20 protein-coding genes and 1 tRNA gene are annotated in these 23,337 nt (G+C 67.9%); 9 read left to right on the forward strand and 12 right to left on the reverse strand.

Annotated elements, in window-relative coordinates; all coding sequences use genetic code 11:
- Positions 1–74: 74 nt before the first annotated feature.
- From ACOGW9_RS14960 to ACOGW9_RS14975, 4 genes are all read right to left on the reverse strand, one after another.
- Positions 75–773: an alpha/beta fold hydrolase gene (locus ACOGW9_RS14960; protein ID WP_419912644.1), complete on the reverse strand. Its 699-nt coding sequence runs from the start codon at positions 771–773 to the stop codon at positions 75–77.
- Between the two features lie 65 nt (positions 774–838).
- Positions 839–2,566 carry a 2-isopropylmalate synthase gene (gene leuA, locus ACOGW9_RS14965; RefSeq protein ID WP_419912646.1) on the reverse strand — a complete coding sequence of 576 codons (1,728 nt, stop codon included), beginning with the start codon at positions 2,564–2,566 and terminating at the stop codon, positions 839–841.
- Between the two features lie 274 nt (positions 2,567–2,840).
- Complete coding sequence (ppk1, locus tag ACOGW9_RS14970) at positions 2,841–4,943, reverse strand: polyphosphate kinase 1 (RefSeq protein WP_419912648.1); 2,103 nt, start codon at positions 4,941–4,943, stop codon at positions 2,841–2,843.
- A gap of 213 nt (positions 4,944–5,156) precedes the next feature.
- Complete coding sequence (locus ACOGW9_RS14975; RefSeq protein ID WP_419912650.1) at positions 5,157–6,650, reverse strand: acetyl-CoA acetyltransferase; 1,494 nt, start codon at positions 6,648–6,650, stop codon at positions 5,157–5,159.
- 212 nt (positions 6,651–6,862) lie between these two features.
- On the opposite strand from ACOGW9_RS14975, the gene ACOGW9_RS14980 reads away from it, so the two are divergent.
- Positions 6,863–7,597 (forward strand): J domain-containing protein, encoded by a 735-nt coding sequence (locus ACOGW9_RS14980; protein WP_419912652.1) that lies wholly within the window; start codon positions 6,863–6,865, stop codon positions 7,595–7,597.
- Between the two features lie 6 nt (positions 7,598–7,603).
- On the opposite strand, the gene ACOGW9_RS14985 is transcribed toward ACOGW9_RS14980, so the two are convergent.
- From ACOGW9_RS14985 to ACOGW9_RS15000, 4 genes are read right to left on the reverse strand one after another with little or no spacing between them, the layout of a single operon-like run.
- On the reverse strand, positions 7,604–8,449 hold the full coding sequence (locus ACOGW9_RS14985) for a VOC family protein (protein ID WP_419912654.1): 846 nt from the start codon (positions 8,447–8,449) through the stop codon (positions 7,604–7,606).
- 11 nt (positions 8,450–8,460) lie between these two features.
- Positions 8,461–10,086: a sulfatase gene (locus ACOGW9_RS14990; protein WP_419912656.1), complete on the reverse strand. Its 1,626-nt coding sequence runs from the start codon at positions 10,084–10,086 to the stop codon at positions 8,461–8,463.
- Positions 10,087–10,141: 55 nt separating this feature from the next.
- Positions 10,142–10,900, reverse strand: coding sequence for an SDR family NAD(P)-dependent oxidoreductase (locus ACOGW9_RS14995; RefSeq protein ID WP_419912658.1), 759 nt, complete (start codon positions 10,898–10,900; stop codon positions 10,142–10,144).
- A 60-nt stretch (positions 10,901–10,960) separates the two neighbouring features.
- Positions 10,961–12,013, reverse strand: a complete 1,053-nt coding sequence (locus ACOGW9_RS15000) for an LLM class F420-dependent oxidoreductase (RefSeq protein WP_419912660.1) — start codon at positions 12,011–12,013, stop codon at positions 10,961–10,963.
- 129 nt (positions 12,014–12,142) lie between these two features.
- Between ACOGW9_RS15000 and ACOGW9_RS15005 the strand changes: the two genes are divergently transcribed.
- Positions 12,143–13,519 (forward strand): TrpB-like pyridoxal phosphate-dependent enzyme, encoded by a 1,377-nt coding sequence (locus ACOGW9_RS15005; RefSeq protein WP_419912662.1) that lies wholly within the window; start codon positions 12,143–12,145, stop codon positions 13,517–13,519.
- 120 nt (positions 13,520–13,639) lie between these two features.
- Positions 13,640–14,710 (forward strand): 4-oxalomesaconate tautomerase, encoded by a 1,071-nt coding sequence (locus ACOGW9_RS15010; protein WP_419912664.1) that lies wholly within the window; start codon positions 13,640–13,642, stop codon positions 14,708–14,710.
- Positions 14,711–14,716: 6 nt separating this feature from the next.
- On the opposite strand, the gene ACOGW9_RS15015 is transcribed toward ACOGW9_RS15010, so the two are convergent.
- A complete protein-coding gene (locus tag ACOGW9_RS15015) occupies positions 14,717–16,027 on the reverse strand; it encodes a cytochrome P450 (RefSeq protein WP_419912666.1) in 1,311 nt (436 codons plus the stop codon).
- 79 nt (positions 16,028–16,106) lie between these two features.
- Between ACOGW9_RS15015 and ACOGW9_RS15020 the strand changes: the two genes are divergently transcribed.
- Positions 16,107–16,180, forward strand: a tRNA-Val gene (locus ACOGW9_RS15020).
- Here ACOGW9_RS15020 and ACOGW9_RS15025 read toward each other — a convergent pair.
- Complete coding sequence (locus ACOGW9_RS15025) at positions 16,154–17,071, reverse strand: alpha/beta fold hydrolase (RefSeq protein WP_419912668.1); 918 nt, start codon at positions 17,069–17,071, stop codon at positions 16,154–16,156. The two genes, ACOGW9_RS15020 and ACOGW9_RS15025, sit on opposite strands and share 27 nt — an antisense overlap.
- A gap of 127 nt (positions 17,072–17,198) precedes the next feature.
- On the opposite strand from ACOGW9_RS15025, the gene ACOGW9_RS15030 reads away from it, so the two are divergent.
- The 4 genes from ACOGW9_RS15030 to ACOGW9_RS15045 are packed head-to-tail and all read left to right on the forward strand — an operon-like array spanning position 17,199 to position 20,930.
- Positions 17,199–18,266 (forward strand): amidohydrolase family protein, encoded by a 1,068-nt coding sequence (locus tag ACOGW9_RS15030; RefSeq protein ID WP_419912670.1) that lies wholly within the window; start codon positions 17,199–17,201, stop codon positions 18,264–18,266.
- Entirely contained in the window at positions 18,266–18,949 is a 684-nt protein-coding gene (locus ACOGW9_RS15035) for a 4-carboxy-4-hydroxy-2-oxoadipate aldolase/oxaloacetate decarboxylase (RefSeq protein ID WP_419912672.1), read from the forward strand. Before ACOGW9_RS15030 ends, ACOGW9_RS15035 begins: the two co-directional genes overlap by 1 nt.
- 41 nt (positions 18,950–18,990) lie before the next feature.
- Positions 18,991–20,058: a 4-oxalomesaconate tautomerase gene (locus ACOGW9_RS15040; protein WP_419913099.1), complete on the forward strand. Its 1,068-nt coding sequence runs from the start codon at positions 18,991–18,993 to the stop codon at positions 20,056–20,058.
- A complete protein-coding gene (locus ACOGW9_RS15045; protein ID WP_419912674.1) occupies positions 20,055–20,930 on the forward strand; it encodes an amidohydrolase family protein in 876 nt (291 codons plus the stop codon). Before ACOGW9_RS15040 ends, ACOGW9_RS15045 begins: the two co-directional genes overlap by 4 nt.
- A gap of 36 nt (positions 20,931–20,966) precedes the next feature.
- On the opposite strand, the gene ACOGW9_RS15050 is transcribed toward ACOGW9_RS15045, so the two are convergent.
- Entirely contained in the window at positions 20,967–21,827 is an 861-nt protein-coding gene (locus ACOGW9_RS15050) for a class III extradiol dioxygenase subunit beta (RefSeq protein ID WP_419912676.1), read from the reverse strand.
- Positions 21,824–22,273: a protocatechuate 4,5-dioxygenase subunit alpha gene (gene ligA, locus ACOGW9_RS15055; protein WP_419912678.1), complete on the reverse strand. Its 450-nt coding sequence runs from the start codon at positions 22,271–22,273 to the stop codon at positions 21,824–21,826. Before ligA ends, ACOGW9_RS15050 begins: the two co-directional genes overlap by 4 nt.
- A 61-nt stretch (positions 22,274–22,334) precedes the next feature.
- Here ligA and ACOGW9_RS15060 point away from each other — a divergent pair, with 61 nt between their 5' ends.
- Positions 22,335–23,279 carry a Gfo/Idh/MocA family oxidoreductase gene (locus ACOGW9_RS15060; protein ID WP_419912680.1) on the forward strand — a complete coding sequence of 315 codons (945 nt, stop codon included), beginning with the start codon at positions 22,335–22,337 and terminating at the stop codon, positions 23,277–23,279.
- Positions 23,280–23,337: the final 58 nt, after the last annotated feature.

The raw sequence follows: 23,337 nt of genomic DNA on the forward strand, positions 1-23,337 counted from the left end.
TTCATCCGGTGCAGCTCACCAGCGGCATGTCATCAGAGCCGATCTGTCAGCGCCACCACATTCGGCGCTGCCCATTATGGCGACCGGAGCTGCCGCACGACAGCATCGGCAAGCGCGCCGGGGGCCTCGGTGGGCACATCGTGCCCGACGCCATCAAGCACCGTCAGCCGCGGGTCGGCGAGCAGCCCCGCTGCGCGCTCAGCGACCTCGACGGGCACCTCGTCGTCCTGGTGGCCCCACACGAGTTCGACGGGCTGGGAAATCCGGCCGAGCTGTTCTTCATAGGTCTCGTTGACGGCAGTGACGAGCACGTCGCGCATGACGCCGCTCGCGCGCCGGTAGTCCGCGCTGCCGTACCGCTGCCGCATGCGCTCCATCGTGTCCTCGCCGAGCAGCCGGCGGCGATGCAATCCCAGCGCGATCCGGTAGCGCAGTGCTGGTCGTGCAGCAGGACGGTCGGTGCGCCGCAGCAACGGCACACCGCAGAGCACCAGCGCCGCCACAGCGTCAGGGAACCGGGACGCCAACTCGACCGCTATCCGTCCTCCGAAGCTGTGCCCGACCAGGGTGACCCGCGGGCCGCACTCACCCAGGACCGGGTGCACCATCTCCGCATAGCCTGCGGCGCCGCGCGGTGCGTCCGGCGCTGGGCTGGCCCCGAACCCGGGCAGATCGAGCGCGATGGCGCCGGTGCCTGGGTGCGTCTCGACCAGACCGGTCAGGGCCGCATCGAAGTCGCTGTGGCTTCGGCCCCAGCCATGCAGCGCCAGCACGCCGGCGGGCTGGCTGCCGAGGCGGCTGCCGAACAGGGTGCCGCCGGCGAAGCTGGAGAGCGGGCTCAGCGGGCGAGCGCTCCGGAATCGGGCCCAGGGTGCGACCGGTTGATTGCCGACAGCAGGGCCCGGAAGCTGGCCGTGACGATGTTGGGGTGCAGTCCCACTCCCCAGTACACGTCACGGGTCGGGGTCTCGATCTCCACATAGGCCGCAGCGGTGGCGTCAGCACCAGCCCCGACGGCGTGCTCGTGGTAGTCGACGAGGCTGACATCGATGCCCAGCGCATCGCCCAAGGCAGTCTTGAACGCCGACAGCGGGCCGTTGCCGCGCCCCTTCGCCCGTACCTCGCCGTCGGGTCCTTTGATCGTTGCCTCCACCTCGGACTCATCTGAGGACTCCGAGTCGAAGTAGCTGCGGTGCCCGACGTAGGTGTACGGCGACTCGGCGTGCAGGTACGTCTCGTCGAAGGTCTTCTTGATGGCCTCCGGCAGGATCTCGCCGCCCTCGTCGGTGATCGCTTGGATCACACTGCTGAACTCGATCTGCAGCCGGCGCGGCAGGTCGAGGCCGAAGCTGTTCTTCATGACGTAGGCCACGCCGCCCTTGCCCGACTGGCTGTTGACGCGGATGACGTCCTGGTAGGTGCGCCCCACGTGCGCCGGATCGATCGGCAGGTAGGGCACCTCCCAGAAGTCGTAATCGTCTGCCAGCGCTTCGAACCCCTTCTTGATGGCGTCCTGGTGACTGCCGCTGAACGCCGTGTACACCAGGTCGCCGCCGTAGGGATGGCGGGGATGCACCGGCAGCTGGTTGCAGTACTCCGCGATGCGGCGCAGGTGGTCGATGTGACTGACATCCAGCTCGGGATCGACGCCCTGGCTGAACAGGTTCATGGCCAGCGTGATGATGTCGACGTTGCCGGTCCGCTCGCCGTTGCCGAACAGGGTGCCCTCGACCCGGTCAGCGCCTGCCATCACACCGAACTCTGCCGCTGCCACGCCGCAGCCGCGGTCGTTGTGGGGGTGCAGCGACAGTACGACGGCATCGCGATGGTCCACGTTTCGATGGAAGTACTCGATGAGGTCGCCGTAGGTATTCGGGGTCGCCATCTCCACTGTGGCGGGCAGGTTCAGGATGATCGGATCCTCGGCGGTGGCGCCCCATTCCGCGCTGACGGAGTTGCACACCTCGAGCGCGAAGTCGATCTCGGTGCCGGTGAACGACTCGGGCGAGTACTCGAAGCGGATCTCCCCGCCCTCATGACGCTGAGCCAGCTCCTTGCAGAGCCGGGTGCCGGAGATGGCGATGTCGCGGATGCCCTCTTTGTCCAGCCGGTACACCACCCGGCGCTGCAGCTCCGACGTCGGGTTGTACAGGTGCACAATCGCCTTCTTCGCCCCGGCGATCGACTCGTAGGTCCGCTCGATCAGCTCTGGCCGGCTCTGCGTGAGCACCTGGATCCAGACGTCGTCGGGTACCAGATCCTCCTCGACGAGCATGCGGCAGAACTCGAAATCGGGCGCGGAGGCTGACGGGAACCCCACCTCGATCTCCTTGAAGCCCATCTCGACCAGCACCTCGAACATCTGGCGCTTGCGCGGCACGTCCATCGGATCGATGAGGGCTTGGTTGCCGTCACGCAGGTCCACCGAGCACCACAGCGGCGCCTCGGAGATGATCCTGTCCGGCCAGGTGCGGTCGGGAAGATCTGCCGGGTAGGCGTAGGTGCCATAGAGGCGGTACGGCATCGAGCTGGGCTGCTGGGCGCTGATGCGCTTCACGTCTGCCATGGGAATCTCCTGTGGTCGGGGGCTGTCGTTCGGGGTTCTGAGGATTCGGATTAGTGGGTTTCGGGCGGATCGGTCGTGTTCGGGCCACGAAAAAACCCCCTGGCCCGGAGGCGCAGGAGGTTGGGCGAGGACCTGTGCGGTCCCCGCCTAGTTGAGAAGAAGCAGCCCGGTTGCGGTATGCAGTGCGATGTGAGTCGAGTGGCGAATCACGCAGAACATGCTACCAGACGGCTCCGCGGGCCAGTAGTGCGTTCGCTGGGAGGGCGGATGAGCCTCAGGCGCGGCGCTCGGCGTGGCGGGCCAGCAGGACTGCGTGCAGGTCCGTGCCGCGGTACTGGGTCCACTCGCCGTCGCTGCCCAGCTCCCACCGTGCGATGCCGTCGTCGAGGTACATGTCGGTGAGCTCGGTGAGCTCGTCGGCGATGGCCGGGGATTCCACGGGCGCCAGCGCCTCCACGCGGTAGCGCAGGTTGCGCGGCATCGCATCGGCCGAGCCCAGCAGGATCGTGTGGCCCCGTTCGGCGTTGCCGAAGCGGTACACCCGGCTGTGCTCGAGGAAGCGGCCCACGATGCTGCGCACCGAGATGTTCTCGCTCACGCCCTCGATCCCGGGAACCAAGCAGCAGATGCCCCGCACGACGAGATCGATGCGGCAGCCTGCCTGCGATGCCTCGTACAGCGCGTCGATCACCTCGTTGTCGACGATGGCGTTCATCTTCATGAAGATGTGACCGTCGGTGTGCGCCGCCTCGGCTGCGATGTGCTTGACCAGCGATTGGCCGAGGCTGTGCGGTGCCACGGCCAGCTTGCGGTAGTCCGTCTTGCGGCTGTAGCCGGTGAGCGAGTTGAACAGTCCGGCGACGTCTGCGGCAAAGTCCTCGTCGCGGGTCAGCAGCCCGAGGTCCTCGTAGATGCGTGCAGTGTCGGCGTTGAAATTGCCGGTGCCGATAAAGCAGTAGTGGGCGATGCCGAGGCTCTCGCGCCGCACCACCATCGCCAGCTTGCAGTGGGTCTTCAGCCCGACCACGCCGTAGGCGACGTGCACGCCGGCGCGCTCAAGTATCCGTGCCCATTCGATGTTGGCGTGCTCGTCGAAGCGCGCCTTCAGCTCGACGACCACCACCACTTGCTTGCCGCGCTCAGCCGCACGGATGAGCGAGTCGACCAGACGCGTCCGCTCCGACGTGCGGTACATCGTCATCTTGATGGCGAGCACATCTGGGTCGTCGGCGGCCTGGCGGATGAAGGTGTCGAGACTGGTGTTGAACGATTCGTACGGCAGGTGCACCAGCACGTCCTGCCGCTTGAGCACATCGAAGAAGTCGACGCCGGTCTCGGGCTCCTCCGGAGTGCCGCGACCGCTTCCGGTGCCCGACGCCAGCAGCGCCGCGCTGTCGGTTGCTGCCCGCAGCGGCAGCGGCGTGCGCGGGTTGTGCGGCGGTGTCTTGAGATCATCCCGGTCGATGTCATAGAGCTCGAACAGGTCGGTCAGGCCCAGCAGCCCGCACGAGGTGTAGACGTCGTCGTGGGTCAGCTTCAGCTCACGAGTGAGCATGTCCAGGGCGTCGCTGCCGAGATCCGGTGCGGCTTCGAGACGCACCGCACCGCCGAAGCGACGCTGGCGCAGCTCCAGCTCGAGGTGCTTGAGCAGGTCGTCGGTCTCGGTGTCGTCGATGTCGAGGTCCGCGTCGCGGGTGACCCGGAACATGCTGTGGCTGAGCAGCTTCACGCCCGGGAACAGCTCGTCAAGATGCCCCGAGATGACCGACTCGAGCGTGATGAAGCGATGCGCATCGGGCAGCGCCAGAAAGCGCGGCAGGATCGGCGGCACTTTCACCCGGGCGAATGAGGGTCCGCTGCGGGAGTGCTCGACGAACACGGCGAGGTTCAGCGACAGGTCCGAGATGTAGGGAAACGGATGAGCCGGGTCCACTGCGAGCGGTGTCAGCACCGGGAAGACCTGCTCACGGAAGAGGTCAGCTACCCATGCCCGGCCGGTGTCATCAAGATCGTCGGGTTCGACGAAGGAGATGCCTTCAGCGGCGAGCGCGGGTCGCAGATCCTCTTCGAACAGCGACGACGCGTCCAGCAGCTGCTCGGCCGCTGCGGCGCGAATGCCCTTGAGCTGAGCTCGGGGTGTCAGGCCGTCAGGACCGGCCCGGCGCACCCCGGCGTCGATGGAGTCGAGCACCGTCGGCACCCGGACTTGGAAGAACTCGTCGAGATTCGAGGCGTGGATCGCCACGAACTTGATCCGCTCCAGCAGCGGGAGCTCTTCGTCGCGCGCCAGCGCCAGCACGCGGTGGTTGAAGTCCAGCCAGGACAACTCTCGATTGAGGTAGCGATGAGAGGATCGGGCCCCGTTGGCGGCGGACATGACGGTTCCAGGCCCCCCGTGCGTTCACCGCAAGGCGCTATGGGGGCGACACGCCTTGCCCCCGTGAGAGTACGCAACCGGCGCCGCTGTCCACAAGGGGCGACTGGATCGGCGAGATTCCAGGCGATCCGTCGCCGATCGCTGTGGACAACGTGTGTGCGGCGGCGCCGTGATTTGTGGACAGCGGCTGCGGCGACGCCGGCCGGTTCTGCCTCAGGCCGGTGCGAATTCGAAGTCGTTGTTGACCGAGACGTCGGTGCCGATGAACTCGGTCTGGGTCATTTCGTCCATGACTGCCGGATCGGCGCAGCGGGCCCACTGGCGGCCGTTCGGCGTCCGGACTGACGCCAGCGCCACTTCGGGTCCGAATTCGCCGCTGGGCGTCCTGCCGTGCATCACGGTGTAGGCCTCGATGGTGGCGTCGCCGGTGTAGTCGGCATCAAGCTCAACAGCGGGGAACCGGTCGATCTCGTCCTGGCAGTTCTGATGGCGGAAGCCGCCTTCGGACGGCTCAGTGGAGTACACGCCGAAGGCGTGCTTGGTGAGGTACCCGCCGTTGGCCGAGCACAAACCGACGGAGCCGGGGTTCTCCCGGAGCTTGCCTGCCATCGTGGCGATGGAATGGGTGACGTAGTTGTTGAGCGGACCGCCGGCGAAGGTGAGACCGCCCGTGAGCGTCAGTTCGCGGTCGAGACCCAAACCGAGTTCGGTGGCCGCGATCTGCACCGCCGAGGGGAAGCACGAGTACAGGTCGACGTAGTCGATGTCGTCGGTGCCCACGCCGGCCAGCTCCATCGCCCGGCGGCCGGCCACGCGGACGGCGGGCGAGCTGTGCAGGTCGCCGCGGTTGGACACGTAGTCGGTGTCGCGGCCGTCGGTGCCCGAATGCGGGAACACCCAGCGGTCGCGTGGCACGCCCGCAGCGGCAGCGGCTTCGGCCGAGCACACGATGAGCGCCGCAGCCAGGTCCAGGTCCCAGTTGGAGTTCATGGCCTTGGTGTAGGGGAATCCCACCAGCCGGTTGGCGGGGCTGGGATCGCGGATCTCCTCTGCGGTCATGGGAGTGCGAACCCAGGCGTAGGGATTCGCTACGGCAGCCCGGTTGAACTTCTCCCACATCGCGGCTAGGCGATCGCGGTGCGCGTCCATCGTCTCGCCCCTCGACGCCCGGAACGCCGACTCGAAGACCGGGTACAGGTTGATGGGCATCGACAGGCCGCGTTCGAGCTCGACCTTGTTGTTCATGACGACGTCCACGCCGAGGACTTCGTCAGGAGTGGCGTCGGGCTGATCGGTGTAGGGGATGCGCTCGTTGCGGCGACGGGCCCGGCGCCGGCTCCAGATTCCCTCTGCGCCGGCGATCAGCACCACGTCGGCCTGCCCGGCGGTGATGCGTTTGCACGCTTCGTTGACGAGCGACTGGGGTGTGTTGCCGCCGTCGGTGGACAGCCCGGTCTGTGCACCGGAGCCGAAGCGGGCGTTGAGCAATGCGGCGGGGTCGGTGTAGGGCCACGCCCCCCTGATGACCCAGGTGTGGGTGGCGCGGGCTGCCAGACCGGGCGCGCTGGCATCGTCGAGGGCCGCTGCCAGCGCCTCGCCCATCATCGCCACGGGTTCGAGCGCTTCGACGGGGTTGTCGGGACGCTGCTTGAACTGTCCAGCGCCGACGAGAACCGGGGTGCGCGGGTCGATCTTGAGTTCTGCCATGGCGAGTGAGCCTTGTCGTCGGGGGGGGGGGGGGGGACGGGACGCGACGATAGCGAACGGGGTTCTGGTCATTCCGGGCTGGTAGTTCCGGCCGGCCTGCGTGATCGTCGATGGCCCAGGTGTCGCCGGCGAGACCGGTCTGCGTGCCCCCGATTCGATCGGCGACGTGGCGTCGGACGGGCGGCAGTAGCGTCGCACGCGGGAGGCAGCCGGTGGCCCGATTGCCCGATCACTACGCAGCGCTCGGCGTACGCCCCGACGCCGATGCCGCGGAAATCCGGCGCGCGTGGATCAGGGCGGCTCGCGCGAACCATCCCGACCGCCGGGGCGAGGTCACCGAGGCGCAGACCGAGCGTTCTGACCGGCGCATGCGTGCAGTCAACGAGGCTTGGCGGGTGCTGGGACGGGTCGAGTCGCGCCGCCTGTACGACGAGGAGCGGGCCGCCGCCGCACCGCAGTCCCCACCGCCGGCACCCGCCGCCAGGCCTGCCGGGTCGGGCGGCCCTGCCGCCCAGCCGGGCGCGCCCGGTGACCACGATTTTGACGAGGACTTCGGAACCACCTCAGAACCCGGGGGGCCAGGGGGCTTCGTCGTGCGGCACCGCAGCGCCGCGCTGATGATCCGGGTGCTGCCATGGGCAACCATCGCCGTGGTGGGCATGGTGATCTTCGTGGCCAGCGCCTACATGAGCGCCGATCCCGACGCCGAACCGTCCAACGTCGCCGCCCTCGAGGTGGGGGAGTGCTTCTGGGAGGCGCCCAATGGCACGCTGCGCACGGTGGACTGTGATTGGCCGCAGAACGATGGCGTGCTCGACCAGATCATCACAACGTCCGCCAGCGACCGCTGCCGTCATCCTGATGCCGTCGCCCATCCAGCCCCGATCGCTGGCCGCCGCCTGTGCTTGGTGCCCGTGGACCGCTGGGAGCCGCCTGCTGCGGAGTAGCGGCTGTCAGTCGTGCTCGGTGAGCATGAGACGCACGCCCAGGTTGTTCTCCGGTGGCACGATGAACATGGCGTCCTGCTGTTCGCCGCCGCCGCACACGCCTACCCGTTGCGCGCCGGGGACGAGGCCGGGGTCGTCGAGCTGGAAGTGCAGGAGCTGCAGGCGGCCGGGCCGGTTGCCCATCCAGTGGGCCAGGTTGGCGTCGGTCGGCTGGATGAGCTTGAGGTTCCACGGGCCTGAGCGCAGGTCCACTCCGGTTCCGACCTTGGGGTCTTTCCACTCGTCGGTCTGCTCCATGCCCAGCGGTCCTCGAAACAGCGCGGCTGCGGCTTGTACATCGGACGTCAAGTGGACCACGGTCGCCAACGATGTGGACCGCCCGTGGCGAGTGGGCGGCAGGGGCGGGGCGTCATCCCAGCCTTCGCCGCCCGCCCAGGCGATCTGGATGACCATGCCCCAGCTGTCCTTGGGATGGAGGAACGCCTCCTTCCACAGCGGATTCTCCTCGTTGACCCCGATGACGTTGTAGCCGGCGTCGCCGAGCGCTCCGACGGTGTCGGCGAAGTCGGGCGTCTTGAAGGTGAAGTGGTGCGGGCCGGGGCCGTTGCGGGCCAGGAAGCGGTGCAGGAAATCGCTGCCCGGGTGCTCGACCGGCTCGAGAATCTCGACCCTGGCACCGCCGTCGAACGACACCTGGCAGAAGTAGAAGTCGTCGCCGGCCTGGGATGCCGGGTCGTTGTCGGGGCCGCCGATCCAGCGACCGCCCAAGTCGCGGCTGTAGCGGATCACGTTGTCCCAGGCGCGTTCGCTGACCACGGCGACGTGGTCCATGACGAGAGTCTCGGTCGGCATGGCGTCGCAGGCTATGCCCGAAAGGACGACTCGCTCCCGTTGGGCGAGGCAGGGGGCGCGTGCACGGGCATGCCGCGGGCGATGTCGTCGGCCTCCATCAGAGCAGCAGCCAGCCGTTCGTACATCTCGGCACGACGTGCCGGGTCGCTGTGGCCGAGCGGGGCCACCTCGTCGGGATCGGCCGCTGTGTCGAAGAGCTGCTCGGAGCCATCGCTGTGGCGGGTGAGGCGCAGATCCGCGGTGACGAGCGTGCGGGTCTTCACTGGGGTCAGGATGTCCAAGGTGAGCGCTCCGGGGAAATCGTCTTCGATGAGCACGTCGTCACGCACAGACGCCGCGGGGTCGTCCAGGATGGGCACGAGGCTGCGGCCTCCGATGCCGTCGTAGCCGGGCAGATCGGCAAGCTCCAGCAGCGTCGGCCCCAAGTCGATGCTGCCGGCCAGCGATTGGGTGCGGTCCGGCGAGCGCCGCGGGTCGACAATGACATACGGCACTGCAAGGGTGCCGCGGTAGTGCATGAAGCCCTTCAGCATCAGCCCGTGGTCGCCCATCATGTCGCCGTGGTCGCTGGTGAACACGATGATGGTGTTGCCGACCTGACCGAGCCGCTCGAGCGCAGCCAGGATCTGGCCGATGCCGTCATCGATCATCTCGATCATCCCGTAGGTGGCCGCCAGCGCCTCCCGCAGCATCTGGTGGTCGCCTGCCACGCCGCAGGGCGTGACCCAGCCGCGCTGTTTGCTCGGGTGTAGCTGGCTGATGTGCTGCACATATTGAGGGGCACCCTTCAAGTCGTCGTCGACTGAGACGGGAACTTCCATGTCGTCGGGACGGTGGCGGTCGAACCACTCGCCGGGCGGCGTCATCGGGTGGTGCGGGTCGGGAAAGGAGGCCCACGCCAGCCACGGTCCGCCTTGGGTGGCAGCGTCTTCGATGAAGGCGATCGTGCGCTCGGTGACGAACGTCGTGGAGTGCAGCTCCGGCCCGTAGGGCGGTTCGTACACCTGCCACCAGCGTTCCGAGCGGCGGCGGGCCGGTGACTCGGCGGTCAACGGCACCATGAGGTCTTCGAGGCGGCCTCCGCGATCGAGTGCCCACAGCAGATGGTGACCGCTGACCCGTGCGCCGTGGTCGATGGCCAGCTCGACGTGTTCGAATCCGTAGAAGCTGTCGGGGAACTCGGGCGCTCCGTTCACGTAGCGCTCTGCATCTTCGAGCGTGTCCCAGCCCGCCGGCCAGTACTGGTCGACGGCGCCGGCGGGCGCACCTGTCGGTAACACCGCGTTACGAGACATTCCGTGCTGCAGGTGCGACTTGCCGATGAGCGCTGTGCGGTAGCCCGCCGCCCGGAACTGCCGGACGTGGGTGTTGGCGCCCGGCTCGAGCGACCGGTCGTTGAAGACCACGCCGTGCGCGCTGGGCATGCGTCCGGTCATGATCGTGGAGCGGTTCGGCATGCAAATCGGATTGGCCACCCAGGCGTTGTCGAACACCATTCCCCGGGCCGCCAGCGCGTCGAGGTTGGGTGTGCGCACCACCTCGTTGCCGCCGAAGCCGGTGTGATCGGCGCGCTGCTGGTCGGTGATGATGAACAGCACATTCGGCTGCGCCGGAGCGCCGTTGGTGGTTGCGGTCATGGCGATCTCCCGTCGATGGTGTGGGCGGCGGAGTGGCCGGGGCGGCGCAGGCGGCTCAACCGAAGTTCATGGCGGCTGGGTTGCCGCCGTCGACCACCACGGTCTGGCCGGTGATCGATTCGGCCTCGCACAGCATCACCGTGGCGTTGGCGATGTCGATCGGGCTGCCTACCTGGCCGAGCAGCGACGCACGACGAGCCCCTTCGGAGATCTCGTCGGGCAGGCGAGCCGCCATGCGGGTGCCTTCCACCAGGCCCGGCGCAACGCAGTTCACCGTGACCGAAGGCGACATCGCCACGGCTAGGCAATGGGTGAGGTGGATGAGGGCAGCCTTGGAGCAGCTGTAGGCGATGCTGCTCGATCCGGGGAACAGACCGCCCACCGAGGCGATGTTGACGACACGCCCGCCGCCGTCGGCAGCCAGCAGCTCAGCCAGCGCCCGCGTCAGCAGGTAGGGGCCGCGCAGGTTGGTCTCCTGCACCCGGTCCCAAGTCGCAGAGTCGAGCGTCTCGAGGTTTCTGAATGGGATGCCGATGTTCCATGCCGCGTTGTTGACCAGCACGTCGCAGCGGCCGTGCTCGGCGATTGCAGCGGCCGCAGCATCGATCGAGGCCTCGTCGCGCTGGTCGAGCTGCAGCACATCGGCAGAACGGCCTGCGGCGCGCACCAGATCGGCACTCGTGTTCGCACGTTCGAGGTCGCCCACGTAGGTCACGATCACGTCAGAGCCGGCCGCGGCCAGCGCTTCGCAGATCGCACGCCCGATGTCGCCGGAACCCCCGGTGACGACAGCCAGTCTTCCTGTCAGATCCATGTTCGGTTGCCTTTCGATCAGCGTTTTGCGCCGTTCAGTGCCCTGGACAGTTCCGCCCGCTCAGTTGGCGACCAGTTCGGCCATGGCTGCCAGCAGCGTCGGCGGGCCGGAGAGCTGCAGCACGGTCACCACGGTGTCGTCCCAGCGCCGCAGGTCTGCCGCGATCTTGTCCATCGGACCGATCAGCGACACTTCCTCGACCAGCTCGATCGGGATGGTCGCTGCGGCCTCCTGCTTGTGGCCGGTGAGGTACATGTCCTGCACCTCGTCGGCGACGTGCTGGTAGCCCATCCGACAGAACACGTTGTAGTGGAAGTTGGCGTCGCGTGCGCCCATCCCGCCCATGTACAGCGCCAGCATGGGGCGGATCCGGTTGGCCGCACGCTCGATGTCGTCGTCGGGCACCACGCTGATCGGGCACACCACCTCGAAATCGGCATCGTCGGGGATTCGCCCGTCGTCGCCGATCAGCGGTTTGCCCGCCGCAGCGAAGCCGGCGTTCAGCGCATCCGCATAGAACTGGTTGTCCTTGGGGGCGAAGAACAGTGGCAGCCAGCCCTCGCACAGCTCGGCTGCCAGGGCCACGTTGCGGGGGCCTTCGGCGCCGAGATAGATCGGCACGTCAGCTCGCAGCGGGTGCACGGTGGACTTCAGCGGCTTGCCGAGGCCCATGCCTCCTGGGTAGGGCATCTGGTAGTGGTCGCCGGTGAAGCTCACCGGCTTGTCTCGTTCGAGGATCGCCCGGACGATCTCGATGTACTCCCGGGTGCGTGCCAGCGGACGGGGATACGGCTGGCCGTACCAGCCCTCCACCACCTGCGGGCCGCTCACGCCGAGGCCCAGGATGAACCTGCCGCCGCTGAGGTGGTCCATCGTGATCGCCGCCATGCCCACAGCGGCCGGTGTGCGCGCGGAGATCTGGATGATGCCGGTGCCCAACCCGATGCGCTCGGTATGGCTGCCCCACCACGCCAGCGGCGTCAGGGCATCGGAGCCGTAGGCCTCCGCGGTCCAGAAGGAATGAAAGCCGAGCTGCTCGGCGAGTTGCAGCGTCTCCAACGCATCAGGCGGCGGGCCAGCCGCCCAGTAGCCGACACCGGTTGCAAGCTTCATGTCACTTCGCCTTGTCGTTGCAGGGAATCCAAGAGTGCCCAGTATGGGCGCTAGCGGCCAGTGGCACAGAAGTGGGCGGGTACAGTCCGCGCGCACAGCCACGCGGCAGCCAGCACGGAGGAGCACGCGATGAGCACCGAACGCGATGACGGCCCGACCAAGGTGAATCTCGACGAATCCGAGATGCCGACCCAGTGGTACAACGTGATCCCCGATCTGCCGGCACCGCCCCCGCCGCCGCTGCACCCGGGCACGCATGAGCCGATCGGCCCCGACGACCTCGCTCCGCTGTTCCCGATGGGTTTGATCATGCAGGAGGTCACCGGCGAGTCCCACGTGGACATCCCCGGCGGTGTCCTCGACGTGTACCGGCTGTGGCGGCCGAGCCCGCTGTATCGGGCCCGCCGGCTCGAAGTCGCACTCGACACGCCCGCCAAGATCTTCTTCAAGTACGAGGGCGTCAGCCCTGCCGGTTCGCACAAGCCCAACACCGCCGTGCCGCAGGCCTTCTACAACCACGCTGAGGGTGTCACCAAGCTGACCACCGAGACGGGGGCGGGGCAGTGGGGCTCCGCGCTGGCGTTCGCCACGGCTCAGTACGGCATTGAGTGCGAGGTGTGGCAGGTGGCGGCGTCGTACCGCCAGAAGCCGTACCGCAAGACGATGATGGAGATCTGGGGTGCCCGCGTGCATTCGAGCCCGTCCGAGGCGACCGAGTACGGCCGGTCGCTGCTGGCCGCCGATCCCGACCATCCCGGCTCGCTCGGCGTCGCCATCTCCGAGGCGGTGGCCACGGCCGCCGGCGATCCCAATGCCCGCTACTCCCTGGGCAGCGTGCTGAACCACGTGCTCATGCACCAGACGATCATCGGCGAGGAAGCGCTGTTGCAGCTTGCGAAGATCGGCGAGACGCCGGATGTGATCGTGGGCTGCACCGGCGGCGGATCGAATTTCGCCGGGCTGTCGTTCCCGTTCCTGCGCGAGAAGCTGGCGGGCCGGATGGATCCCACGATCCGCTGCATCGAGCCGGCGGCGTGCCCGACGTTCACCAGGGGCGAGTACCGCTATGACTTCGGCGACCACGGCATGATGACGCCGCTGCTGAAGATGCACACGCTCGGCCACGACTTCATCCCGCAGCCGATCCACGCCGGCGGGCTGCGCTACCACGGCATGTCGCCCCTGCTGTCGCACATCTACGAGCTCGGCCTGGTCGAGGCGCTGGCGATACCGCAGGAGGAGTGCTTCGCAGCGGCGATCCAGTTCGCCCGCAGCGAGGGCATCGTGCCTGCGCCCGAGCCGACGCACGCCCTGGCGGCGGCGTTGCGCGAGGCCGAGGCGGCGAAGCAGGCGGGGGAGGAACGCACGATCCTGACCGCCATGTGCGGCCACGGCCACCTCGACCTGCCGGCATACGAGGCGTACCTGTCGGGCGCGCTCGTTGATGTTGACCTGAGCGACGATGCCATCGCCGACGCCATGGCCAGCGTGCCGGCGGTGGGCTGATCGCAAGGGTTCGACCACCAGGGCCGGCGCACAGCACCCGGCCTGCCGCACGGCCGCGGGTGGCAGGCTCGCGGGTGGCAGGCTGAGGCTGTGACTCTCGGGCAGCGTTCGATTCCGTGCGTGCTGATGCGCGGTGGCACGTCGCGGGGGCCATTCTTTGCTGCTGAGGACCTGCCTGACGACCCGGCGTTGCGCGATGCGGTGCTGGCCGCGGTGATGGGCAGCCCGACCGGTCGCCAGATCGACGGGCTAGGCGGCGGCACGACGGTCACCAGCAAGGTCGCGGTAGTGGGCCCGTCAACCCATCCCGACTCCGATGTCGACTACTTGTTCGCTCAGATCGACCCGGTCTGGGGGACGGTGGACACCAAGCCCACCTGCGGGAACATGCTGGTCGGCGTCGGCCCGTTCGCGATCGAAACGGGGCTGGTGAAGGCTGACAAACCGACGACATCGCTGGTGGTGCGCAACGTCAACACAGGCAGCTTCATCGATGTTGCCTGCTGTACGCCCGGCGGCGAGCTGACCTACGACGGCGACTGCGCCATCGACGGGGTCGACGGCACGGCTGCACCGGTTGCAATGCGATTCCGGGGCATCGAGGGATCAGTGACCGGCTCGATGCTGCCGACCGGCTGCGCGATCGAGACGATCGCAGCCGGCGGCATCGAGGTCGAGGCCACGCTGATCGACGTGGCCATGCCGATGGTGATGGTGCGTGCTGCCGACTTGGACCGAACCGGCCATGAGGCGCCGACAGAGCTCGACGGCGACGCTGAGTTCATGGCCACGATGGAGGCCATCCGTCTAGAGGCCGGTCAGCGCATGGGCCTCGGCGATGTGTCCCGCAGCGTTGTGCCCAAGTTCGGTCTGCTGTCGGCCGCTCGCGAGGGCGGCACGATCACGTCGCGTTACTTCACGCCCACCCAGTGCCACCCCGCCCACGCGGTCTCAGGCGGCATCTGCGCAGCGGCGGCCACAACGTTGCCGGGCACGGTGGCCGCATCGCTGGTCGACGGCGCCGAGCTGATCGACATCCAGATCGAGCACCCGAGCGGTTCGCTGGAGGTCGCGCTTCGCACAGATCGGCGTGACGGTGACGTGCGGGTCGTCTCCGGCGGCGTCACACGCACTGCCCGCAAGATCATGTCCGGCACTGTTTACGTGCCTGCCGAGGTGTGGTCGGGCTGAGCCGCTTCAGTCCCAGTCGAGCCAGAGCTCCTCTGGGCCTCTGAAGGTGATGTTCGGGAAGGTCTGGTAGTCCTGCGGCGGCAGCCGCAGCGATGGCACCCGCTGCGTCAGGATCTCCAGCGCGATGCGGGCTTCCATGCGGGCCAGGTTGGCGCCGAGGCAGAAGTGAATGCCCTTGCCGAAGCTGATGTGGCCGTGGGGATCGGGCCGGGCGATGTCGTAGGCGTCGACGTCGAACTGGTCGGTCTCGGCGAATGCGCACGGCTCGCGGTTTGCTGCTGCGAAGTTGAGGAACACCCGTGTTCCTTCCGGAAGCTGCACCCCGCCGAGCTCGGTGTCGCGGGTGGTCACCCGGCGCCAGGCCACCTGGCTGGAGTCGAACCGAAGCGTCTCCTCGACCGCCGTGGGGATCAGCGACGGTTCAGCAGCCAGGGCCTCCCACTGGTCCCGGCGCGGCAGCAGGCAGCGCAGCGTGTTGCACAGCAGGTTCGTGACCGGGTCGTGCCCGGCGAAGGAGATGCCGTAAATGATCGACTCGACCTCGCGGTACGTCAGCCCGGTGCCGCCGTCGGGGTCGGGGTCGGCATCGTGTGCGTCGAGCAGCTCCGAGCAGAAATCGTCGGTGCGGTTGCGATGGCGCTCGGCCACGAACTCGCGGCAGTAGCGCCAGTAGGCCAGCATCCCCTCGGCCATGTGTGCTTGCTCGGCTGCCGTCGGCTTGCCCCAGGCGAACGCCTTGCGGTTCACGCACCACGACTTCAGCATGAGGTCGTCTTCGGGCGGGAAGCCGATGAAGCGGAACACGATCTCTGCCGGCAGCGGGAACGCCACTGCCTTGACGTAGTCGGCGGGCTTTGGGCCGGCGAGCATCTCTTCGATCAGCTCGGTGGCACGTGAGCGCATGTAGTCCTCAAGCGTGCGCAGCCGCCGCACCGAGAACCCGCCGCGGGTGTGCACTCGGATGCGCCCGTGGTCGGGCTCGGCCCGGTTCGACATGACCGCTTGGGGGTTGTAGTCGGGTGCGGAGAGCACCTCGGCCGCCTCAGGAGCGAGGGGGAAGATGGGGTCCTGCACATTGGACGAGGCATACGTGTCGGGATCCATGAAGACCCGCTCGATGTCGTCCATGCGGGTCACCACGACGTGGCCCATCTCGGCGGCGTAGAACACCGGGTGGTCCTCGCGCAGTTTGGCGGCGATCGGGTAGGGATCGGCCAGGTATTCCTCGTTGAGCGGCGACCAGCTGTCGTGCACCGGGCAGCCCGGCGGCGGGGGCGAGAGCTGATCCGGTGCGGTGTGGTAGTCGTCGGCGCTCACTGGACCTCCGGTCTGGGCCCTGCCGTCGGGACCGGCGTGCGCTCGGCGGCGCCGGCAGGCCCTATCATCGTCGCCCCGCGGGCGATTGGCTCAGATGGTTAGAGCGCTGCCTTCACACGGCAGAGGTCACTGGTTCGAGTCCAGTATCGCCCACCCTTTCGACGCAGGTTGCCGCGCCGTTGCGCCGCCGTGCTCGGCGAGATGGGCCAGCAGCAAGCCGGTGAACGCGCCAGGCGCCTCGTCGGTGACGAAGTGATTGATGCCTCCCAGCTCAGCGAAGCGGTACGAGCCGGTCACGAACTGAGCGGTGTTCTCGGCTGCCATGCGGCCCACCGTGGCGTCCTGATTCCCCCACACGAACATCGTCGGCACGCTCACCGGTGGCGTCTCGGCCGGCTGGAACTGTGAGCGCCCGATGGCCCGGTACCAGTTCACGGCTGCGTCGAGGGCGTCGCGTTCGCCCAGCGTGGCCAGGTAGGCGTCGATGTCGGCGTCAGGCACCCCGCCGTGAGCCATGGCCCGTCGCAAGGGCGCAGCATTGTCGGCGAGCAGGTTGTCTGTTGCCTCGGGCTTCTGGAAGGCGGGGTGGTGCCGCGAGCGGTGCGGCTGATCGGGGTCGTCGCGCATCGCCGCAACGAAGGCCGCAGCGTGCGGCCGTGAGATGACGCTCAGCGAGCTGACGCGCGCCGCGTGGTGCGCGGCGATGAACCACGCCAGTGCGCCGCCCCAGTCATGCCCGACGATGTGGAATCGCTCGGCGCCGAAGCTGTCCGCAATCGCGAGCGCATCGGCGACCAGCAGCTCGGTGCGGTAGCTGTCGATGCCCTCTGGCCGTGCACCAGCCGAGTAGCCGCGCTGGTCCGGAGCACACGCCCGGAACCCAGCCGCCGCCAGCGCCGGCAGCTCGACGCGCCAGGTGTGCCGGGTTTGCGGGAACCCATGCAATAGCAGCACAAGCTCACCGTCAGCCGGCCCCGCCACATCGGCAGTGAAGCCAAACCCATTCGCCTCGATCGTGATGGTGTCAGCCGTTGTCGAGTCCACCATGGTGTCGTTCCAGTCCTGTCGCCGAAGGGCACACAGCTAGCACGCGGAGGCTACGGTCGCCGGTTGGAGGCCGAAGTGCCGCTTGCAACCCAGGGGGACTCGAAGTCGTTCGGGGGGAGGCCCCATGAGTACTCCGGCGATCATCGACTGTCACGGGCATTACACGACGGCCCCGCCCCAGCTCGGCGAGTACCGCGACGCTCAGCGGTCAGCGCTTGAGGCCGATCCGCACTACGTCGGTGCGAAGGGTGTGCTCGACATCAGCGACGACGAGATCCGCCACAGCATCGAACACAACCAGCTGCGACTGCAGCGCGAGCGCGGCTCGGACCTCACGATCTTCTCGCCGCGGGCGTCGTGGATGGGCCACCACGAGGGCAACGTGCACACGTCACGCTTCTGGTCCGAGCACTGCAACGACCTCATCCGCCGGGTCTGCGACCTGTTCCCGGAAAATTTCGTGCCGGTCTGCCAGCTCCCCCAGTCGCCCGGCGTGGCGATCGACAGCTCCGTGCGCGAGCTGCGCCGTTGCGTCGAAGAGATGGACTTCATCGGCTGCAACGTGAGCCCCGACCCCTCCGGCGGGTTCTGGACCGGCCCGCCGCTGAACGACGGCTACTGGTGGCCGCTGTGGGAAGCCATGGCCGAGCTGGACGTACCGGGGATGATCCACGTCAGCGGCACGTGCAACCCCAACTTCCACGCGACCAGCTCGCACTACCTGGGCGCCGACACCACGGCGTTCGTCCAGATGATGATGAGCGACCTGTTTGCCGACCATCCCGGCCTGCGTTTCGTCATCCCCCATGGCGGGGGAGCAGTGCCGTACCACTGGGGCCGGTTCCGGGGCATGGCCCAGGACATGGGCCTGCGGCCGCTCGACGAGCTGCTGCTGGGGAATGTGTTCTTCGACACCTGCGTGTACCACCAGCCCGGCATCGACACGCTCGTTGAAGTCATCCCACCCGAGAACATTCTGTTCGCGTCCGAGATGGTCGGCGCGGTGCGCGGCATCGACCCCACCACGGGCTTCAACTTCGACGACACCAAGCGCTACATCGACGCCGCAGATCTCAGCGACGAGGCCCGGCGCATGATCTTCAGCGAGAATGCCCTGCGGGTGTACCCGCGGCTGGTTGGCGCCCTGGACGCCCAGCGCAGCGCCACTGCGGCAGTAGGCCGGGAGGGATGATGACGGCCCGACACATCGTGAAGCGCACCATCGAGCGAGCCGAGCCCGATGTCATCGCGGGGCTGGGCGATGCCGGCACCGCCACGGTGCACGAGGCCATCGGCCGCCGCGGCTATCTCGGCCCCGATCTGCGACCCATCCAGCAGGGCACACGGGTTGCCGGCTCAGCGGTGACGGTGCTGTCGCATCCCGGCGACAACATCATGATTCACGCCGCCGTGGAGGTCTGCGAGCCGGGCGACCTCCTGGTCGTCACCAACACGGCGCCGTCCACTCACGGCATGTTCGGTGACCTGCTGGCGTCGTCGCTGATGTCCCGTGGCGTCGTGGGCCTGGTGATGGACGCCGGCGTTCGAGACACCTTGGATCTGCGGGCCATGGGTTTCGCGGTGTGGACCCGTCACGTGTCATGCGAGGGCACGGTCAAGAACACCCCGGGCTCGGTCAACGTCCCCATCAGCATCAACGGCGTCATCGTCCAGCCGGGCGATGTGATCTGCGGCGACGATGACGGTGTGGTGACTGTGCCCCGCGCCGAGGCTGCGTGGGCATTGGAGCAGTCCAACGCCCGGCTTGACAGCGAAGCCGGCACTCGGGCGCGCCTGCAAGCCGGCGAACTCGGACTCGACATGTACGGGCTGCGTCAGAAGCTCATCGATCTCGGCGTGGAGTGGATCGAGTGAGCGGAGGCCCTCATGAACCGGCAGCCCCGGGCGTGCGCTGCATGGTCATGCGGGGCGGCACATCCAAGGGCGCCTACTTCGTCGCCGACGAGCTTCCCGACGACCCCGACGAGCGTGACTCGCTGCTGGCGCGGATCATGGGTTCGCCCGACCCGCGCCAGATCGACGGCATCGGCGGCGCGCACCCGCTGACGTCCAAGGTGGCGGTGGTGTCGCCGTCGGACGATCCCGACACTGACGTGGACTACCTGTTCGTGCAGGTCGGTGTGGACGACGGCTCGGTCAGCGACCAGCAGAACTGCGGCAACCTGCTGGCCGGGGTCGGGCAGTTCGCCCTCGAGCGTGGGCTCATCACGTCCGACGCCAGCGAGGCCCAGGTGAGGATTCGCATGGTCAACAGCGACTCGGTGGCGACAGCCACGTTCCCACTGAACGCAGGCGTTCCCGCCTATGACGGCGACACGGCGATCTCGGGGGTTCCGGGAACGGCGGCCGAAGTCCGGCTCGACTTCGAAGACATCGCAGGTTCGACCTGCGGGGCGCTGCTGCCCACCGGTGCCGTCGCCGATGTGATCGACGGCATCGAAGCAACCTGTATCGACAACGGCATGCCGACGGTCGTGCTCCGCGCGGTTGATCTGGGCATCGCCGGCGACGAATCGCCAGCCACACTTGAGGCCAACGAGCTGTTCCGACGACGCTTGGAGAACATCCGCCTGCAGGCGGGCGAGCTGATGAAGCTGGGCGACGTCAGCACCACGACCGTGCCGAAGATGTCGCTGGTGTCCGCTGCCCGGGCCGGCGGGAGCATTTGCACTCGCACCTTCATCCCGCACCGCTGCCACGACGCCATCGGCGTGCTGGGCGCGGTCAGCGTGGCCACCGCCCTGCGGCTGCCAGGCGGCGTGGGCTCGGAGCTGCTGCACCTCGGCGATGACCCTGACCTCGTGGAGATCGAGCACCCGACGGGCGCATTCGCCGCCCGCGTCGAGCTTGCCGATGGTCCCGCAGGCCCCAGCGTCGGGCGTTCCGGCATCGTTCGCACTGCCCGCAAGCTGTTCGATGGGGTCGTGTTTCCGACGAGCGCGTCACCGCGAGGGCGCGCGTGACGGCACCCACGATCCTGCCGCCGCACCCCGCGCCGCACACGCCGACGGCGTTCGCGCCACCGCCGGGGGCAACTGACGCCCACTGCCACATCTTTGGCCCCGCGTACCGATTCCCCTTCGCACCGCAGGCCACCTACACGCCCCCAGACGCCGGCATCGACGACTTCGAGGTGCTGCAGGAGCGCCTCGGGCTGTCGCGGGCCGTCTTCGTGCAGGCAAGCTGCCACGGCACCGACAACGCCGCCATGGTCGACGCGCTCGTGCGGGGCAAGGGTCGGTACGCAGGCGTGGCAATGATCGACGAGTCGTTCAGCGACGCCGACATCGCCGCCCTGCACGAGGCCGGCGTGCGCGGCACCCGCTTCAACTTCGTTGCTCACCTCGGCGGGGCTCCCGACCTCGAGGTGTTCTGGAGGCTGGTTGACCGGGTGCAGCCGTTCGGCTGGCACATCGTCCTGCACTTCGACGCGAAGGATCTGCCGTCCTACGCCGGGCTACTCGACCGCATGCCGTGCCCGTATGTGATCGATCACATGGCCCGCGTCGACGCGACCGCCGGGCTCGGCCAGGCGCCCTTCGAGGCACTGCTCGATCTGCTGCGCGACGAGCGGGCGTGGGTGAAGGTGTCGGGCGCCGAGCGGCTCACCGCTGACGGCACGCCGCCCTACGACGATGTCGTGCCCTACGCCCAAGCGCTCATCGCTGCTGCACCCGACCGCGTCCTGTGGGGCACCGACTGGCCGCATCCCAACGTGCGCCACATGCCAGACGACGGCGATCTCGTGGACCTGCTGGCCGCATTCGCACCCGACGAGACAACCCGCAACCGGATCCTGGTCCACAACCCCGAGACGCTCTACGACTTCGCTTGACGGAGTGGCGACTCGACAGCGAATGCGGCGCTGCGGTCAGGCGGCTCGGGCGTTCTGCAGGATGAGCAGGCCGTTGCTGGTGTTGGAGGTGGGCACGTGGTTCATGCGGAACACCTCGTCGACCTCGTCGTCGAGCACTCCACGCATCACGAACCACATCACCAGCTCGATGCCCTCTGAGCCGGCCTCGCGGATGTACTCGGTGCGGGGCCGCAGGCAGCCGGCATCGGGCTCGGCGATCAGTTCGTCCATGAACGCCTGGTCAAAGTCAATGTTGACGAGGCCGGCTCGTTCGCCCTGGAGCTGGTGCGACATGCCGCCCGTGCCGAAGACTGCCACCCGCAGCCCGTCAGCGTCGGAGCCTTCGTAGCTGTCGAGCGCCCGCCGGATGGCCCGTCCGAGGCTCAGGCATCGCTTGCCCGACGGCGGCGGGTACTGGATCACATTGACGCAGATCGGGATCACCCGGCAGGGCCATGTCTCGGGCTGGCCATACATCACCGACAGCGGCACCGTCAGGCCGTGGTCGACGTCCATCTCGTTGACGATGGTGATGTCGAACTCGTCGCCGATCAGCGATTCGGCGAGATGCCATGCCAGCTCGGGATGGCCCTGCACAGCCGGTACCTGGCGGGGGCCGTAGCCCTCGTCGGCAGGCTGGAACTCGGCCGCCACACCCAGAGCGAAGGTGGGGATGAGCCGCAGCGAGAAGGCCGAGGCGTGGTCGTTGTAGACGATGATGCAGACGTCGGGCTGCTCGGCGGCCATCCACTCGCGAGCAGGCTGGATCTTGTCGAAGTACGGCCGCCAGTAGGGCTCGTCCTGCTTGCCGTTGTCGATGGCGGCTCCGACGGCGGGCACGTGAGAGGTACCGACGCCGCCCACGATCGTGGTCATGAGCGGTGGCCCGCACTGTCTGTTGCTTCGGCGCCAGGTGTTCCAGAACTCTGACCTGCGGGCGCCTCGCCGGTGCGGCGGTTGCCGTCGGCCGGGCGACCTCCGTCGATCATCATCTGGTTGAACTCCCCGCCGCTGACGCCAGACATGGCGCCGCCGATGTCCTGCATTGACAGGCCGTCGAGCGCAGCGAGCTTGAACGTGTAGTAGATGTTGCCGCCGAGCCGCAGCAGGCCCAGCCAATCCCGCTCGATGACCGCTCGGCGCTGCTGCGGTGTCAAGTCGAAGCCGTCCAGGTAGGCCTCTTCGTCTGCCTTGAACCGCTCGCGGTTGGCTTCGGCGTTGAGGCTCATGCAGAACATGTTGAGGTGGTAACCCTGCTGCGATCTCCGGCCGTCGAAGACGTAGGTTCCCGGGATGTCGTCATAGTCGCGTGACCCTGCCATGGCACCCCCCTCGCGCATCCGAGACTATTGATAGAGCACGGGAGCCGATGAGGGGACCGTCGTGAAGATCATCCTGGCCGGAGAGGGCGCCATCGGGCGCAAGCACATGGCGGCGCTGCGACGCATCGACGATGTCGAGGTGGTCGCCCTGGCGGGGGGCATTGCGGAAGACACGGCAGAGTTCGCCGACGAATTCGGCCTCGAGCGCTGGACGCTGGATCTCACCGAGGCCCTCACGGTGGACGCTGACGCGGCCATCCTGGCCACGCCCACGCAGCTGCACGCCGCGCAGGCCATCGAGACCATGCGAGCGGGCAAGCACGTGCTCGTCGAGATCCCGATGGCCGACAATCTGGCCGACAGCGAGGCGCTGGTACGGGTGCAGCAGGAGACGGGCGTGACCGCGATGGCGTGCCACACCCGCCGCTTCAATCCGAGCCATCAGTGGATGCACGATCGCATCCAGCGCGGCGAGCTGACGCTGCAGCACCTGGTAGTCGAGACGTTCTTCTTCCGGCGCGAGAACCGCAACGCCTTAGGCAAACCCCGCACGTGGACTGATCATCTGCTGTGGCACCACTCGTGCCACACGGTGGATCTGTTCGGCTACCAGACCGGCGAGCCGATCACTGCCGGCTGGGCGCAGCAGGGCCCCACGCATCCCGAGCTGGGCATTGCCATGGACATGACCATCGGCATGAGCGTGCCGTCGGGGGCGCTGTGCACGCTGTCGCTGTCGTTCAACAACGACGGGCCGCTCGGCACGTTCTTCCGATACATCTGCGACAACGGCACCTACATCGCCCGTTACGACGACCTCGTGGACGGCTACGACAAGCCCGTGGATCTGTCGGGCGTGGCGATCTCCGACGACGGCATCGAGCTGCAGGACCGCGAGTTCATCTCGGCGGTCGCGGAGGGCCGTGAGCCCAATGCATCGGTGGCGCAATGCCTCGGTGCCATGCGCACCATCGACATGCTGGAGCGGTCAATCAATGAGCGTTGAGCAGGTTTGCGGTCGGACATGACACGGGCCTATGGGTTGACGCGCTATCAAATGGGCC

Origin of the sequence: Candidatus Poriferisodalis sp., from assembly GCF_965203655.1 — a bacterium.
Lineage (GTDB): Bacteria > Actinomycetota > Acidimicrobiia > Acidimicrobiales > Poriferisodalaceae > Poriferisodalis.